This window comes from Thioclava sp. F36-6 (assembly GCF_002020305.1).
Classification (GTDB): domain Bacteria; phylum Pseudomonadota; class Alphaproteobacteria; order Rhodobacterales; family Rhodobacteraceae; genus Thioclava; species Thioclava sediminum.
This window is the reverse complement of record NZ_MPZX01000003.1, coordinates 563461-578207: the sequence shown is the minus strand read 5'-3', so window position 1 is coordinate 578207 and position 14747 is coordinate 563461. Positions and strand designations below refer to the sequence as shown.

Genomic DNA, 14747 nt, shown 5'->3' with positions numbered 1-14747 from the left:
GGGGAAGGGAAGCGCCGGGGATCGGCGCTTCCCGAGGGGTTTAGTGAGCGCTCAGGCTCTGGCGGTAACCGGCTTCGACCAGATCGCCCATCAGCGAGCAGTCGATGCCTTTCGACGCGTCGATCTTGTTTTCCATCAGACCGAGCTTGATCCACCAGTCATTGGTCATCGCGATCGAGTCGACCATCGAACCGTTGGCCATCCCGAGCGGGCCTTCGCCGTCGAGTACGCCGCACAGGCGGGCGGATTCGTCGAAGTCCATCATGTAGATGCCGCCCTCGAAGGACTTGCCGTTGGTTCCGATGACGTAGCCGATATCTTCTTCGGGCCATTGCAGGAAGGAGGCGAGCATCTTGTTGGTCTCCTCGGTGTGCTGGTTCCAGTAGGCCAGCCCTTCGCAACGCGCCTTCAGCACGGCCAGCGCCGCCTCGCGGTCATTGGCGATGAAGTTCTTGTTCATATACAGAGCGTCCATGAAGATCCCGGTCTTCAGCATCTCCGGATCGGCGGTGTTCACGATGGACCGCGCGCCGGGTTTTGCCTCGAGAACCTTGGAGATCCACGGCTCGTACATGTAGGCAGCCGACAGATCGCCCGACATCATCGGACCGACGGCTTCATCGGCATTGAGGTTCACCCACTCGACCTGATCGGGGGTGATGCCCTCGGAATCGAGCCAGATCCCCATCAGCAGCTGACCGATATAGGCCTGCGGGGCCGAGACCTTTTTGCCGGGCAGGTCGGCGGGCTCGGTATCGGGCGCGAGGATGACGTGATCGACCCCGTAGGAGGGGTTGAGTTGGGCCACGTTGACCACATCGGTGCCGCGATCCACGACCAGCGGCGTGTAATCGGCGGTGCAGCCATAGACGTCGAGCTGACCCGCGGCGAGGGCGGCATGACCGCCCAGCGGATCCTCGAAGATCGTGATGTTCAGGTCGTAATCGGGGATCAGGTTCTTTTCCTTGGCGACTTCGAGCATGGCATAGCCCGGCCAGGAGACACAGACCCCGACATTGACGGTTTCAGCGGCGGCAGCGGAGAGGCTGCCCGCGGAGAGGGCGACCGCGGAGGCGGCGGCGAGTTTGAGTACGGAGCGCATAAGCGGACCTCGCTGTTGGTATGGATTCTTGATCTTGTACAAAAACTTTATTCGATAAAAACTTTTATGCAATAAAAAATTTGTCTTGACCAAAGATGACCAATTGCCGAAAACTGTTCGCAACCCTAGGAGGACTTAGTGAGCAACCTGCGCGCCCAACAAAAACAAGACCGTCGCAACCGCATCGTCACATCGGCCAAAGAGCTTTTTCGCGAGAAGGGCTATGACAAGACGACGATCGAGGCGATCGCGGTGGCTGCCGGCGTCTCGGGCGTAACGGTCCATAACTACTACGGAACCAAGGCCGGGGTGCTGCTCGCGCTGGTGATCGAAAGCGACAAACAACTGCTGGAACGGCTCGATTCGACGCTGCCCGGGCCGGAAGCCGATCTCGTCGAGCTGACGGTGGCGTTCGCGCACGAGATCATGGTTCACGCGATGCAGACGCTGGAGAAAGACATCTGGCGTCAGGTCATCGCGGCGGTGACGATCGAGGCGGGGACGCAGCTTTCCAAGGCCTATTTCAAGCTCGACGAACAGCTTGCATCGGTGCTGGTGCGCCGGATCGAGGCGATGCAGCGGGACGGGAGGCTCAACGCTGATCTGAACCCGCTCCATCTGGGCCGGGCGCTGTTTCAGCTGCAAAACGCCCGTTTCATCCAGTTCATTTCCACCGACGCCGCGCGCCGGGACGAGATCGAGACCTGGCTGCGCAACGATCTCGTGGCGCTGTTCTCGGTGACGCTCCCGGTGTCCGCCGATCCTTCCTGAGCGGAGAGTGACATGTTTCTCAACCCGATCACCTGGCCCGAGGCCAAGCGCAGCGCCGCCTGCGTGACCTTCGATATCGACGCGGATTCGCTGATCCGCACCGCCCGTCCCGAAGATGCCGAACTGCGTTTGCAGCCGATCTCGATGGGCCGCTACGGGCCGACGGTCGCCGTGCCGCGCATCCTCGAAACCTATCGCCGTCTGGGCCTGACCCAGACCTTCTTCATGCCCGCTTGGGTGATGCAGAATTACCCCGAGACGGTCGAGGCGATCCTGAAGGCGGGGCACGAGATCGGGCATCATTCGTGGATGCACGAAGACCCGATGGAGCATTCCGACGAACGCGAGGCGGAGCTGTTCGAACGCGCGCTGGAGGTCCATGTAACGATGACCGGGCGCAAGCCGCGCGGCTATCGCGCGCCGGTCTATTCCTTCACGCCCGCGATGCTCAACCGGTTGATCGAGCACGGGTTTCTCTATGACAGCTCGATGATGGCTGACGAGTTGCCCTATCTGGTCGAGACGCCGAAAGGCAGCCTGATCGAAGTGCCGCCGCATTGGGGCACCGATGACTGGCCGCCCTTCGCGCATTTCGGCGAGATCGACTACCTGATGCCGATCCGCGCGCCCTCGGACGGCATCCGTGCCTTCGCCGAGGAATTCGACGCGATGCACGAGGCGGGCGGGTTCTGGATGCCGGTTCTGCACCCGTTCCTGACGGGCCGTCTGGCGCGCTGGCGCGAGATGGAGCGTCTGCTGGAGCGCGCCGTGGAGGCGGGCGACGTCTGGTTCGCCCCGATGGAAGAGATCGCTAGCCATGCGAAATCCGGGGCGTCGACGCTGCGGCGGGAACGGATCGGGATGGAGGGGTAACGCCCTCTGCGAAAGCGACTAACCTCCGAATATAAATGCACCGCGGCGCCGAAAAGCGCCGCGGTGTCTTCGTTTAGGCCTGTGAGCGCTCAGAACTTCGCGTTGAAGGACACCTGCAGCGCGTGGCTCTCATAGTCGCTCGAGAAGGTCCCCGAGATCCCGGCATGCAGGCTGGAGGAGAACGTTCCGGTTTGGCTGAGCGGCACGTCGATCCCGACATCCGCCGTCACCCAGTTCATGTCGAAGCCGTCGACCGGGGTTGCGCTGGAGGGCAGCCCGACGAAAGCGGTCTGAACGAGCTGATCGTCGCCGCTGACCTTGTTGTACTTGATCGCACCGGACAGGGTCGGGGCCTGTGCGCTCGACGACAGCGCATATTGGCCACGCATCCCGGCGGAGGCGACGGTCACGGTGCCGGATTGATCCCCGACGGACAGGTTCCACGCGCCCGCGCCGGTTTCGTCGAAGCCGTCCACCGAGAGGTGATACATTTCGAGCGAACCCGTCGGGCCGAAGCGAAGACGATCTTGCCCGAACATGTATTCGGCATCGATCGCGCCGAAGACCTGATGGCCATCCGTGCTCGCCCGTGCGGTCGATCCCATGACATTGCGGCTCATGTCGTAGGAAAGGTCCTGATAGCCGATCATGAACTGCGCCGCGCCGCCATTGCCGAAGGCCGTCCGCACGAAGCCACCGACGAAGCCGCCGGAGCCATCGATGCTGCCGCGGCTCTGATCGGCGTCGGACGTGCCGTCCGAGTAGCCGCCGAAGAGGCCGACCGAGACTTGATTGCCGACGAATTTCTCGCCGCCGACCATCATGTAATGCGATTTGACGTCATAGCCGATCGCATTGGTGGTGCGGTCGTAATTGGCTTTCTGCGCCCCCGCCGAGACGAAGGCATAGGTGTCGTCGCCGATCTTCCACGAGGTCGGCCCGCCCATCGTCGAAAGCGTGACCGATCCGTTCTGCGTCTGCGCAACCGGACGACCGATCCCTTTCGTGATGTTCTGCCCGAACTCGAAGCCGACAGCGCCAAAGGCGGGCAGGAAGCTGTAGCCCGTCGTCTCGAGCATGTCGTTGCGCGCGACCGGATCCGTGATCGCCATGATGTCGCTGATCGCGGTCTGATAGGTCTCCGCATTCCCGATATCGAGATAGGGGATGTTGGCTGCCGCATCGAGGCGCCCGGCGGTTGCGAACTGGTAGCGGGTCGCGGTCTGCTCGACGATCGGCGCGAAGATCGGCGCGATGCGCATCGTGACATTGCTGCCTGCGACATCGCCGAGATCGATGATGTAGTTCAGGTTCAGGTTGCGAAGATCCTCGACCACGTCCTGCGTGTAGAGGCCATTTGCCTGCATCGCCGCGACGATATCGGCAGGCACCGCGCCGCCGCCGGTATAGCCGAGATCCGCGACCGTGACGCCCAGCGAGTCGGCCATCGCCTGCAGCTTGCTGTCCAGATAGGTCGAGCTGTCGACGCCCAGATTGCCATACTGCCACTGACCGGCGCTCAGGTTGTACCACGCGATGAGCTGGGCCTCGTCCGAGGCGACGGCCGTGCCGGTCGCGTCCCAGAAGATCGCTTTCGGCAGCATGCTGTTGTCGATCAGCGAGTTGCCGAAATAGGTGGCCAGAACGCCGTTCGACAGGTTCGTCGCGTCGAGCGTGTTGGCGTTGTTCGCAATGGTCATCTCGGCGGAGGTGCTGTCGAAGAAGCCGATGCCTGCCTCTTCCTGACCGCCATCGCCGAAGAGCCCGTCGGGCAGGTTGAACTTCGAGATGTAATCGGGATCGAAGAGTGCCGCGGTCTGGGGATCGCTCGGGTCGAAGGGGGTGAAGCTGTCACCCGAGCCGGTGCCGAGCTGCACCTTGAAGGCGATAATGCGGGCGCCGGTGAGGTTCGAGGTCTTGCCGTAGGTATAGTATTCCGTGATGCCGCCGCTCGATTGGGTCGAGAGCGTGATATCCATCGGCGTCGGGCCGGTCAGCTGCGTCTTCACCCGTTTGCCCGAGCCGGGAGGGGCCGTGCAAGTGAAATCCGGCGTGTTCGCCATCAGGCAGTTGGTGATGTCCTTCGGATTGTTCGTGTTGGGAAAGTCGGCGTTGACCTCCCCCGTCACGGCCTTGAGGCCGGGCGGCTGCACGCCTTCCGCCGGATCGGAGAAGATGAGGCCATCGCCGGTCACGCTGATGACGGGTGCGTCATCAAAGGTGCCCGACCAGGCCGGATTCCCGAGGCACAGCAGCAAAGCGGCGGGCGCTACGGTGCGTTTCAAATTGGTGAGTAGTGTATTCGACATTCTTTGTCCCCATTCCCCAAGGCAAACGCTACGACAAGAAATCGTACGTCAATCGAGCCACTCTTTACGTAATTGAACTGACAACCTGTCCGTGCGTTTGCCTCGGCGCGTTTCAGAAGTTCCCTCGCACGGACTTCAGTCACCGCGCTAAGCTTCCGCCCGGAAGCTTTCTTTGATTTGTATCAATGATTTGGTGGGGTGTTCGGGGTGTTGCGGAAAAGAGACGGGGTGGATGTCGCTTTTGTCTTGCCGCCTATGAATGGCCTTGAGAAGGGGCTGCGGTTTGCAGCCCGAAAACGGCCTTGAAAGCACAGGGCGGCGCGGAGAATTTCGCCCGCCCTGTGCGCGATTTCGTGCTATTCCGCCGCCGTCTCGGTCGGCATCGCGGGCAGGTCGCTATCCGCCACGAGATGCCCGTCGCCGAGATTGCGCAGCATCAGGCGCTGCGGACCCGTGCCCAGCTTGTAGACCGGGCTCGGCACCTCGCCGGACAGGCGCGGCGTGGGCTCGCGGACCTTGTCGGGATTGGGGATCGGCACGGCGGCCATCAGGCGCTTGGTGTAGGGATGCTGCGGCGCGCCGAAAATCTGCGCGCGCGTGCCCATCTCCACGATCTGGCCCATATACATCACCGCGATCCGGTCCGAGATATTCTCGACCACCGCCATGTCGTGACTGATGAACAGATAGGCGATGCCGAACTCGCGTTTCAGCGCCTCCAGAAGGTCCAGCACACGCGCCTGCACCGACACATCCAGCGCCGAGACGCTTTCATCCGCGATGATCAGCTTCGGCTGCAGCGCCAGCGCGCGGGCGATGCAGATCCGCTGACGCTGGCCGCCCGAAAACTCATGCGGATAGCGGTCGAGTTGATCGCGGGTGAGGCCGACGCGCTCGAACAGGCCCGCGACTTTTTCGCGCTGCTCCTCGGGTGTGCCGATCCCGTGGATGACCAGCGGCTCGGCCACCAGATCGCCCACGCGCATCCGCGGATCGAGCGCGGCCATCGGGTCCTGAAACACGATCTGCACGTCGCGGCGCATCTCTTTCATCTTCGCGCCGCTCAGCCCGCCCATAGTGTGGCCTGCGACCTCGATGCGGCCCTGATGCGGCACGAGCCCGGTCAGCGCTTTCGCGATGGTGGATTTGCCGCAGCCGCTTTCGCCGACGAGCGAGAAGGTCTCGCCCTCCATGATGTCGAAGCTGACGCCTTCGACCGCGTGGACGCGATGCGTGACCTGCGACAGGATCCCGCCGCGAATGTCGAAATGCACCTTCACGTCGCGCAGCCGCGCCACGGGTTTCGCATCCGGGGATGCGCCGGAAGCACCGCTGCCATCGCCCATGCGCGGCACGGCGGCCAAAAGGTCTTGCGTATAGGCCTCGCGCGGGGCGGTGAAAATCTGCGAGACAGCGCCCGTCTCGACCGCCTGACCCTGTTTCATGACGATGACGCGCTCGGCCATCTCGGCCACCACGCCCATGTCATGGGTGATCAGGATAATTGCGGTGCCCATCTCGCTTTGCAGATCGCGCAGCAGGTCGAGCACCTCGCGTTGCACCGTCACGTCGAGCGCGGTGGTCGGCTCGTCGGCGATCAGCACGTCGGGGCGCAGCGCCAGCGCCATCGCGATCATCACGCGCTGCCGCATGCCGCCGGAAAGTTCGTGCGGATATTGGGTCATCCGTCGCTCGGGCTCGGAGATACGCACGCGGCGCAGCGCCTCGAGTGCGCGGGCGCGGGCCTCGCGTTTCGAGACCGGCTCATGCGCGCGGATCGCCTCGGAAAGTTGCAGGCCGATGCTCAGCACCGGGTTGAGCGACGTCATCGGCTCCTGGAAGATCATCGCGATGCGGTTGCCGCGCATGGCGCGCATCCGGCTTTCGGGCAGGCGCGTGAGGTCTTCGCCCTGAAAGCGGATCGCGCCCGAACTGACCCGCAGGGCAGGGGGCGGCAACAGCCCCATGATCGCCAGAGAGGTCAGCGACTTGCCCGAGCCGCTCTCGCCCGCGATGGCGATGGTCTCGCCGCGCGCGAGCGTGAAGCTCAGATCGCTCACCAGCGCCCGCTCGTGCCCCTCGGAGCGCACCGAGATCGTGAGACCCTCGACGGACAGCACCGGCTGGGCGGGCTCCGGGGCCGTGACGGCCCCGGCTTGCGTTTGTTTCATTTCGATCATTCGAACACGTTTCTCGGGAAATAGAAGCTGACGACCCAGTTGGGCATATCGACGATCTCGGAAATGCGCAGATCGCCACAGGTCGAGACCAGCATATAGGCGTCGACCGCCGACATGCCGCGCTGTGCGCACAGAAGATCGATCATGCCGGAGACCGCATCGCGCGCGCCCGACATCAGGTCGGGGCCGATGCCCGTCGTGACTTCGTAGCCCGCCGTGTCGAGATGGCGCGTGACCGGCCCCGGCGTGGTGAAGCGCGGGAATTTCAGCGTCTCGTTCTTGATAAGATCGAAGCTAAGCACGCAGTTCATCGGGCTCTCGATCGCGGTGCCGCAGACCTCGCCATCGCCTTGGGCGGCATGGGTGTCGCCCACCGAGAACAGCGCGCCGTCGACCTCGACCGGCAGATAGAGCGTGGTGCCCGCCGCCAGATCGCGAATGTCGAGATTGCCGCCCACGCGGCGCGGGGGCACGATGGAATGCAGGCCTTTTTCGGCCGGGGCGACGCCGATGGTGCCGCAGAACGGCTTGAGGCCGACCTTGCCCTCGCTGCCCCAAAGCGCCTTGTCGGGCGAGGCCGCGTCGTATTTCCAGATCGTCAGCGCCGGATCTTCGAACTGATCCGCCAGCAGGCCGAAGCCCGGGATATTCGCGGTCCAGCCCCAGGCGGAGCCTTCCTGCTCGCGCGGTGTGAAGCTGTCGATGGTGACCTTGAGCACGTCACCGGGTTTCGCCCCTTCGACATAGATCGGGCCGGAGACCGGGTTGATCTTGCCGAAATCGAGCGTCTTGACGTCTTCCACCGTCGAGGACGGCCCGAGCTGTCCGGCCGAGCTGTCGTGGCAGTGGAATTCGATGGTCGATCCCGGGGCCACCGTCTCGGCCGGGACAAACGAGTTGTCCCAGCCGAAATGGTGCTGTGCGCCATGGATCGTATAGTCACAGGCTTTGCACATGCGCGCTTACTCCGTCACGTACACGTAGTCGTAGTTGACCGGAATCGAGACCGGGTCGACATAGAGCGCATCCGCGCCACCCATACGGCCCGACTTCATGGTGTAACGGTTCTCGTTGAACACCGGGACCCACGGGGCGTCTTCCATGACCTTCATGTAGACGTCGGACCATTTCTGCAGGCGCTCGTCCTGCTTGGCCGGATCGGTGATCGAGTCCGCCTCGGTGGCCATCGCGTCGAGTTCCTCGTTGCAATACCACGACCAGTTCCAGCCGCCCTCGACCGCGCCCGCGCAGCCCAGGATGGGCCCGTAGAAGTTGGACGGATCGGGGAAGTCGGCGATCCACGCCATGCCGCCCGACCAGATCATCGGCGCGGTCTTCGGCGTGCCGCCTGCTTCGATCACGTTGGCCTGCGCCAGCGCCTTGATGTCGACCTTCACGCCGATCTGCGACAGGTCCTGCTGGATCGCCTGCGCGATACGCGGGTTCGGGTCGGTGTTCATCACGTAGAGCTCAGTCTCGAACCCGTCGGGATAGCCCGCATCCGCGAGCATCTGCTTGGCCTTTTCCTGATCGAAGGGATAGCCTTCGTAATCCTTGGTATAGCCCGGCATCGACGGCGGCAGCGGCTGGTTCGCGGGCGTGGCGCGACCGTTGATCATCTGAACGATGCGGTCCTTGTTGATCGCCATGTTCATCGCCTGACGCACCTCGACCTTGTCGAAGGGCTCCATCTGGACGTTGAGCGTGATGTAGCCGGTATGCAGCTGGCCACCCACGACGACCCGCTTGGCCTCGTCGGGATTGTCCATCACCTCGTTGAACTTCGCCGGCGGGATGCCGTCGCCGGGCACGTCCACCTCACCCTGTTGAAGCCGCAGCAGCGCCACGATCGGCTCCTGACCGACCTCAAAAGTGATGCTATCGAGATAGGGCACACCCTCGCGCCAGTAGTCGGCGTTCTTCTCGAACACGAGCTGCTGACCGATGGTCCAGTCAGACAGCTTGAACGCGCCGGTGCCGACGGGATGCTTGCCGAAATCGGTGCCGTATTCGTCGACCGCTTCCTTCGGCACGACCGAGGCGAAGTTCAGCGCCATCACGTGCAGGAAGGTCGCATCGGGGCGCGAAAGCTCGATCTTGACGGTGTAGGGATCGACGACGGTGACGCCTTCGAGGCTGGTGGCCGAACCGTCCGCCATCGCGTCATAGCCCTTGATCGAGCCGAAGAAACCGGCACCCGGCGATTGGGTCGCGGGGGTGGTGACGCGGTCGAGCGAGTATTTCACGTCCTCGGCCGTCATCTCGCGGCCGTTGTGGAATTTCACGCCCTCGCGCAGCTTGAAGGTGAAGGTCGTGCCGTCGTCGGAAATCTCGTAGCTCTCGGCAAGACCGGGGCGCAGTTCGGTGGTGCCGGGGACGTAATCCATCAGACCGTCGAAGACGGATTTGATCATCGACCAGTTCTGCCAGTCATAGCCGATTGCCGGGTCGAGCGTGGCCACATCGTCCTTGTAGGTCACGATGATATTGCCGCCGGGCTTGGCGTTCGGATCGGGCTGGTAGTCCTGCGCCGAGGCGAAGCTGGCGAGACCCAGCGAGAGCGACAGCGCGCTTGTGGCAAGGATGTTTTTCATCAGGCTCATTTGAGGTGTTCTCCGTCAGTTGGACTTTTCTTTTGGTTCGCTCCCCGGTTGGCCCGGGGTATCTGATTGCGATCAGCGCAGCTTGATGCGCGGATCGATGAAAGGGGTGATCAGGTCGGCCAGCAGGTTGCCCAGCACGATCGCGCAGGCGGAAACGAGCGTGACGCCCATGATGATCGGGATGTCGACGCGCTGGATCGCCTGCCAGGCGAGCTGCCCGATACCGGGCCAGCCGAAGACGCTTTCCACGACGACGATGCCGGACATGAAGATGCCGATATCGATCCCGATCATCGCGATGATCGGCAGGATGGCGTTGGGCATCGCGTGCAGTGCCAGCACCCGGAAACGCCGCAGACCCTTGGCGCGCGCGGTGCGGATATAGTCCGAGCGCAGCACGTCGATCATGCTCGAGCGCATCATCCGGCTATACCAGCCCGAGCCCATGATCCCGAGCGTGAGCGCGGGCAGCACGAGGTTCGAGAAGCTGCCGTAACCGCCGATCGGGAACCAGCTCAGCTTGACCGCGAAGACATAGAGCAGGAGCAGGCCGACCACGAATTGCGGCGCGGAGACCGCGACGAAAGAGGTGATCATCAGCGACTGATCGAGCGCGCCGCCGCGCCGGATCGCGGCCACGATCCCCAGCGTGAGCCCCATGATCAGCTCGGCCACGATCGCGCCCAGCATCAGAAGAAGCGTCGCGGGCAGACGCGCGGCAATCAGGGTCGCGACTTCGGTTTTCTGCAGATAGCTGCGCCCCATATCGCCTTGGACCAGACCGGTCAGGTAGTGCCAGTATTGCACGATGAAGGGCTGATCGAGGCCAAGCTGGTGGCGGATATTGGCGACCGTCTCGGGCGTGGCCGAACGGCCCGCGATCTGGCGCACCGGATCGGCCGGCAGCACGAAGAGCAGGAAGAAGGTGATGAAGGACACGCCCAGCAGGATCAGGGCGGCCTGGATCAGGCGGCGGATCAGATAGGCCAGCATCACTCACGCCCTCTCTGCGTCGGGTCGAGCACGTCGCGCAGCGCGTCGCCCACGAGGTTGAAGGACAGCGCCAGCAACAGGATCGCGGCGCCCGGGATGAAGACGAGCCACGGGGCCGCCTGGAAGTAGGTCTGGTTCTCGAAGATGATGTTGCCCCAGCTTGGCGTCGGGGGCTGAACGCCCACGCCGAGATAGCTCAGCGTCGCCTCCAGCAGCACCGTGGTCGAAATCCCCAGCGTGCCCCAGACGATGATCATCGGCACCAGATGCGGCAGGATATGGCGGAACAGGATGCGCACCGTGCCAGCGCCCAGCGTGCGCTCGGCGGCGACGAATTCGCGCTCGGCCAGCGCCGAGGTCTCGGTGAAGACCACGCGGGCCGTCTGCACCCAGTTCACCAGCGCGATCACCATCGCGACGATCCAAAGCGACGGTGTGAAGATCGCGGCGAGACAGATCGCCAGCAGCAGCGCCGGGAAGGCCATCATAAGGTCGGTGAAGCGCATCAGCACCGCGCCGATCCAGCCGCGGAAATAGCCCGCGGTGACGCCGATCAGCGTGCCGATGATCAGCGCGAGGCCATTCGCGACCACGCCGATGATCAGCGAGGTCCGCGCGCCATAGAGGATGCGCGAGAACAGGTCGCGGCCCAGCAGGTCGGTGCCGAGCCAGAACTTCTCGCCCGGCGGCATGGGCGAGCCTTCCAGCGTCAGCCCGTCGAACATCTGCTCCTGCGGCTCGAAAGGGGCGATCCACGGCGCGAAGATCGCACCGAGCGTCACGATCGCGATGATCGCAAAGCCCAGCAGCGCGAGCTTGCGGCGCATCAGGCGGCGCAAGGCGCTTTGCGGTCGGGCCGGTCCCTCAGCCAAGGTCGCGTCGGTCATCACTCTTCCTTTGTTCGTCATGGTTGGCGACGATGCGGCGCGCGGCGTCTTCGAACGTCACGCGCCAGGCCATCGCCATCTGGCGCAGCTGGTCATAGGCCTCGGCCTCGCTCTTGCCCCGCGCGGCGAGCAGCGTGACCGCCCGCACCACCGTCTGGCGCTCATCGAGCCTGCGACGCAGATCCGCGATCTCGCCCGAGAGCTGCGCCCGCGCCTCGAAGGCGAGCTGCGCGATCAGCAGCGCCGAATAGACCCCGCCATCGCCCACGGGTTTGAGGATCTGCGCATGTGCGCCGGCCTCCAGCGACCATTCGATCCGGCCGGGCGCTTCGGTGCCGATCAAGGCGATCATCGGCATCGGGCTTTCGCCGGGCTTCCACGGGAATTGCTCGTCATAGCCCTGATCGGCGTCGAAGAAGACGAAATCCCCCGACAGGGCCTCGGCGGGCAGCTCGGGCCAGCAATGCACGACCGTCAGGCCGATCGCGCGCAATTGCCGCTCGAGTGCCTGCACGGTCGCGTGGGGGCGGTGCAGGATATAGGCGCGCGCGCCGCCGAGATCGGGGATGCGGATCTTGCGCTTCATGAGACCACCTTCAGCCGGGGCGCTCCGGGCGCGATCGGATTGCGGCCGCGTGCGAGATAGGGATCGCCCGCGACGGCCTCGAACCGCTCGCGGACCGCGAAGGCGCCGTTCTCGACCTGCGCGATCAGGACGGGCAGGGCGGTGTGATGGGTCGACAGGTCGATCCCCTCCGAGCCCTGCGGCGCATCGTGCAACAGCTGCGCGAGGCTCTGCTCGGCAGCGTCTTCATGCCCCGACAGCAAAATCGCGAGGCGATAGACCGACGACCATGCGGCTGCTTCATGCGAGGAGCCGAAATTGCGCTGCGCCTGCGGCCAGCCGGTCGCGCCCCGGAAATACGGCCCGGCGGCGACCAGACCCTCGACCGCGTCCGGGTGAATGGCGGGCAACTCGCATTCGGTCAGATTGCACGATAGGATCGGGCAGGTCTCGGGGCGGAAATGCGCGTCTTCCTGCCCGAGCTTGTGATAGGCTTCGAGGAAGGCGTATTGCGACGGGCCGATCAGGTTGTTGAGGATGAAATCGGGCCGGGTCGCGCGGATCTCATTGATCATCCGCTCGACATCCAGCGAACCGAGCGGCAGGTAACGCTCGCCCAGAACCTCGCCGCTGGCGCTGAGGATCACGTCCCGCGCAAGACGGTTCATCTCCCAGCCCCAGATGTAATTCGAGCCGGTCAGGAAGCCCCGCCGCCCGAGCCGCGCAAAGGCCCAGCCAAGCAGCGGCAGCAGATGCTGGTTCGGGCAGGCATGGGTGTAGACGACATGATCGGACGCCTCGAACCCCTCATAGGGCACCGCATACCAAAGCGTCCCGCCCGCTTTCTCGAGCGTCGGGATCACCTCCTTGCGGCTCCACGAGGTGACGCAGCCGACGACATGGCGCGCATCGCTGTCGCGAAGGATTTCTTCGCAGAGCGGACCATAGGCGTCGATATTGCCCTGCGGGTCGCGCTCGATCGGGGCGAAGGTGATCGGGAGGTCGGGCATCGAATTGATCTCGGCAATCGCGCTGAGCGCCCCGGTCCGGCAGGCTTCGGAGATCAGCGAATAGCTTCCCGAGCGGGAATACAGCAGGCCAAGTTCAATCCGTTTCTTCATTTCCACTCTTGCAGACCCTCTGAGCCAAAACGCAAAACGCCCCGCTGACTTGCCGCTAACGTGCGGTGTCAAAGCGAGGCGCGAATGCCGTTCGGGTTATTCCGATGTGGTTTCAGGTTTGCAGCGCGCCCGTCAGCCGACAAGCGCAAATTGCGAAACCGCGCCGGGATCAGGAGTCAGAGGGGGATTTTCGCGGTGAGTTGCATAAAATTTGTGCACAAAAGCGTCATGTGAGCGCGGATTGGTCTCACGCCGCAGTGAGAATCGTCCATGATGAACCGGGCGGTGTCTTCGGACATGGCGGCGCGAACAGGAGCGCGGGTGATCTCATTTGGGGGCGATCAGGCATCGTCTGACGGAGGGGCGGGTTGCCTGGTCTGAGTGTGTCACGGTCTCGACGGTGACGTTCGGCGATTTGGGTGAGAGCCATGCGGGGTAGCGCGATGGAGAGCGCTCTGAAGTGGAGCAAATCCCAGTTTCTGACGGTCTATTCCAATCGGCTTCGGTTTGGAGCATTCGGCGGCTAATACGCCGAATGAGGCCGATGCCGATCTACCAGTAACCCAATACCAGCAGGCCGGTGGCGAGGCGCCTATCTATCCCTACCTACTCACAGATCAGCGCGTGGGTCGCCCGAACAAGGCCTGGCGCATCTCGCAAACTCGCTTAGTGAATGTTGAGAGCATTATACTTTCCCCTCTATCCACACATACAGACTCATCAAAGAGTAAGACACACCAAAGATAAATAAGAACGCCCCCAACCCTAGCACAAGAGTTTGAACAACAATAAGCAGCAAAGGCGCAACACACAAAAACTTCCCATCAAAAAGGTCAAAATCTGTAAAACTCGAAAAACCAAAGTTATACAAAATTAAAGCTCCAAACCCAGTAATAACTATCGACACTCCAGCGGGGTTGTTTAGGAAACTAAATTTAGAAAAATCCCTCGCCGCGACAGCGACGGCCGCCGCCCCCTTCGTTCGGAGAACAGGAGACAGAAAAAAAATAATTGATAGAAATGCACTTATGGCAGAATAAAACAATAGACCAAAATTCATAAGCCATAGAGAGAACATTGGAACCTGCGCACCGCAGGCGTTCCCACGCAACCAAGTCGCATCCAAATATGAAGCTGGAAGGAATGACGAAATTGACACATCAAAGCTCGAGAACAACGAGCCAAAAATACTACCGGTAATGAGAACCAAAAAAGCGGGAAGGAGCCAGCCGTAGATAAAGAATACCGCCGATACCCGAAGAGATAGCTCCAAAAAAGACCTCAAACACGGCCGTTCTCGAAAGCAGATTACTGCGAGTCTCAGCTCTCTAAACAAAGACTTT

The 14747-nt window shown here is 62.8% G+C and carries 12 protein-coding genes; 2 read left to right on the top strand and 10 right to left on the bottom strand.

Annotation, left to right across the window (positions count from 1 at the left end; all coding sequences use genetic code 11):
* Positions 1-40: 40 nt before the first annotated feature.
* Positions 41-1102 carry an ABC transporter substrate-binding protein gene (locus BMI88_RS16885; protein ID WP_078550596.1) on the bottom strand — a complete coding sequence of 354 codons (1062 nt, stop codon included), beginning with the start codon at positions 1100-1102 and terminating at the stop codon, positions 41-43.
* Between the two features lie 138 nt (positions 1103-1240).
* Here BMI88_RS16885 and BMI88_RS16880 point away from each other — a divergent pair, with 138 nt between their 5' ends.
* Together BMI88_RS16880 and BMI88_RS16875 are read left to right on the top strand one after the other, a co-directional pair.
* Positions 1241-1873, top strand: a complete 633-nt coding sequence (locus BMI88_RS16880) for a TetR/AcrR family transcriptional regulator (RefSeq protein WP_078550594.1) — start codon at positions 1241-1243, stop codon at positions 1871-1873.
* Positions 1874-1885: 12 nt separating this feature from the next.
* On the top strand, positions 1886-2746 hold the full coding sequence (locus BMI88_RS16875) for a polysaccharide deacetylase (RefSeq protein WP_078550592.1): 861 nt from the start codon (positions 1886-1888) through the stop codon (positions 2744-2746).
* Positions 2747-2835: 89 nt separating this feature from the next.
* Here the strand turns inward: BMI88_RS16875 and BMI88_RS16870 are convergent, their stop codons facing one another.
* The 9 genes from BMI88_RS16870 to BMI88_RS19645 form a co-directional block, all read right to left on the bottom strand.
* Entirely contained in the window at positions 2836-5055 is a 2220-nt protein-coding gene (locus tag BMI88_RS16870; protein ID WP_078550590.1) for a choice-of-anchor F family protein, read from the bottom strand.
* Positions 5056-5411: 356 nt separating this feature from the next.
* The gene (locus BMI88_RS16865; protein ID WP_078550733.1) at positions 5412-7226 is read right to left on the bottom strand and encodes an ABC transporter ATP-binding protein; all 1815 of its coding nucleotides are present in this window, start codon (positions 7224-7226) and stop codon (positions 5412-5414) included.
* Positions 7227-7231: 5 nt separating this feature from the next.
* Positions 7232-8191: an acetamidase/formamidase family protein gene (locus tag BMI88_RS16860; protein ID WP_078523181.1), complete on the bottom strand. Its 960-nt coding sequence runs from the start codon at positions 8189-8191 to the stop codon at positions 7232-7234.
* Positions 8192-8197: 6 nt separating this feature from the next.
* A complete protein-coding gene (locus BMI88_RS16855; protein ID WP_078550731.1) occupies positions 8198-9829 on the bottom strand; it encodes an ABC transporter substrate-binding protein in 1632 nt (543 codons plus the stop codon).
* Positions 9830-9910: 81 nt separating this feature from the next.
* Positions 9911-10831 carry an ABC transporter permease gene (locus tag BMI88_RS16850; RefSeq protein WP_078523182.1) on the bottom strand — a complete coding sequence of 307 codons (921 nt, stop codon included), beginning with the start codon at positions 10829-10831 and terminating at the stop codon, positions 9911-9913.
* The gene (locus tag BMI88_RS16845; RefSeq protein ID WP_078550588.1) at positions 10831-11718 is read right to left on the bottom strand and encodes an ABC transporter permease; all 888 of its coding nucleotides are present in this window, start codon (positions 11716-11718) and stop codon (positions 10831-10833) included. Before BMI88_RS16845 ends, BMI88_RS16850 begins: the two co-directional genes overlap by 1 nt.
* Positions 11696-12304, bottom strand: coding sequence for an ANTAR domain-containing protein (locus BMI88_RS16840; RefSeq protein WP_078541264.1), 609 nt, complete (start codon positions 12302-12304; stop codon positions 11696-11698). Before BMI88_RS16840 ends, BMI88_RS16845 begins: the two co-directional genes overlap by 23 nt.
* Complete coding sequence (locus BMI88_RS16835) at positions 12301-13404, bottom strand: transporter substrate-binding protein (RefSeq protein ID WP_078550586.1); 1104 nt, start codon at positions 13402-13404, stop codon at positions 12301-12303. The genes BMI88_RS16840 and BMI88_RS16835 overlap by 4 nt, the downstream gene beginning before the upstream one ends.
* A 685-nt stretch (positions 13405-14089) precedes the next feature.
* Entirely contained in the window at positions 14090-14677 is a 588-nt protein-coding gene (locus tag BMI88_RS19645) for a hypothetical protein (protein ID WP_146673611.1), read from the bottom strand.
* Between the last annotated feature and the right edge of the window lie 70 nt (positions 14678-14747).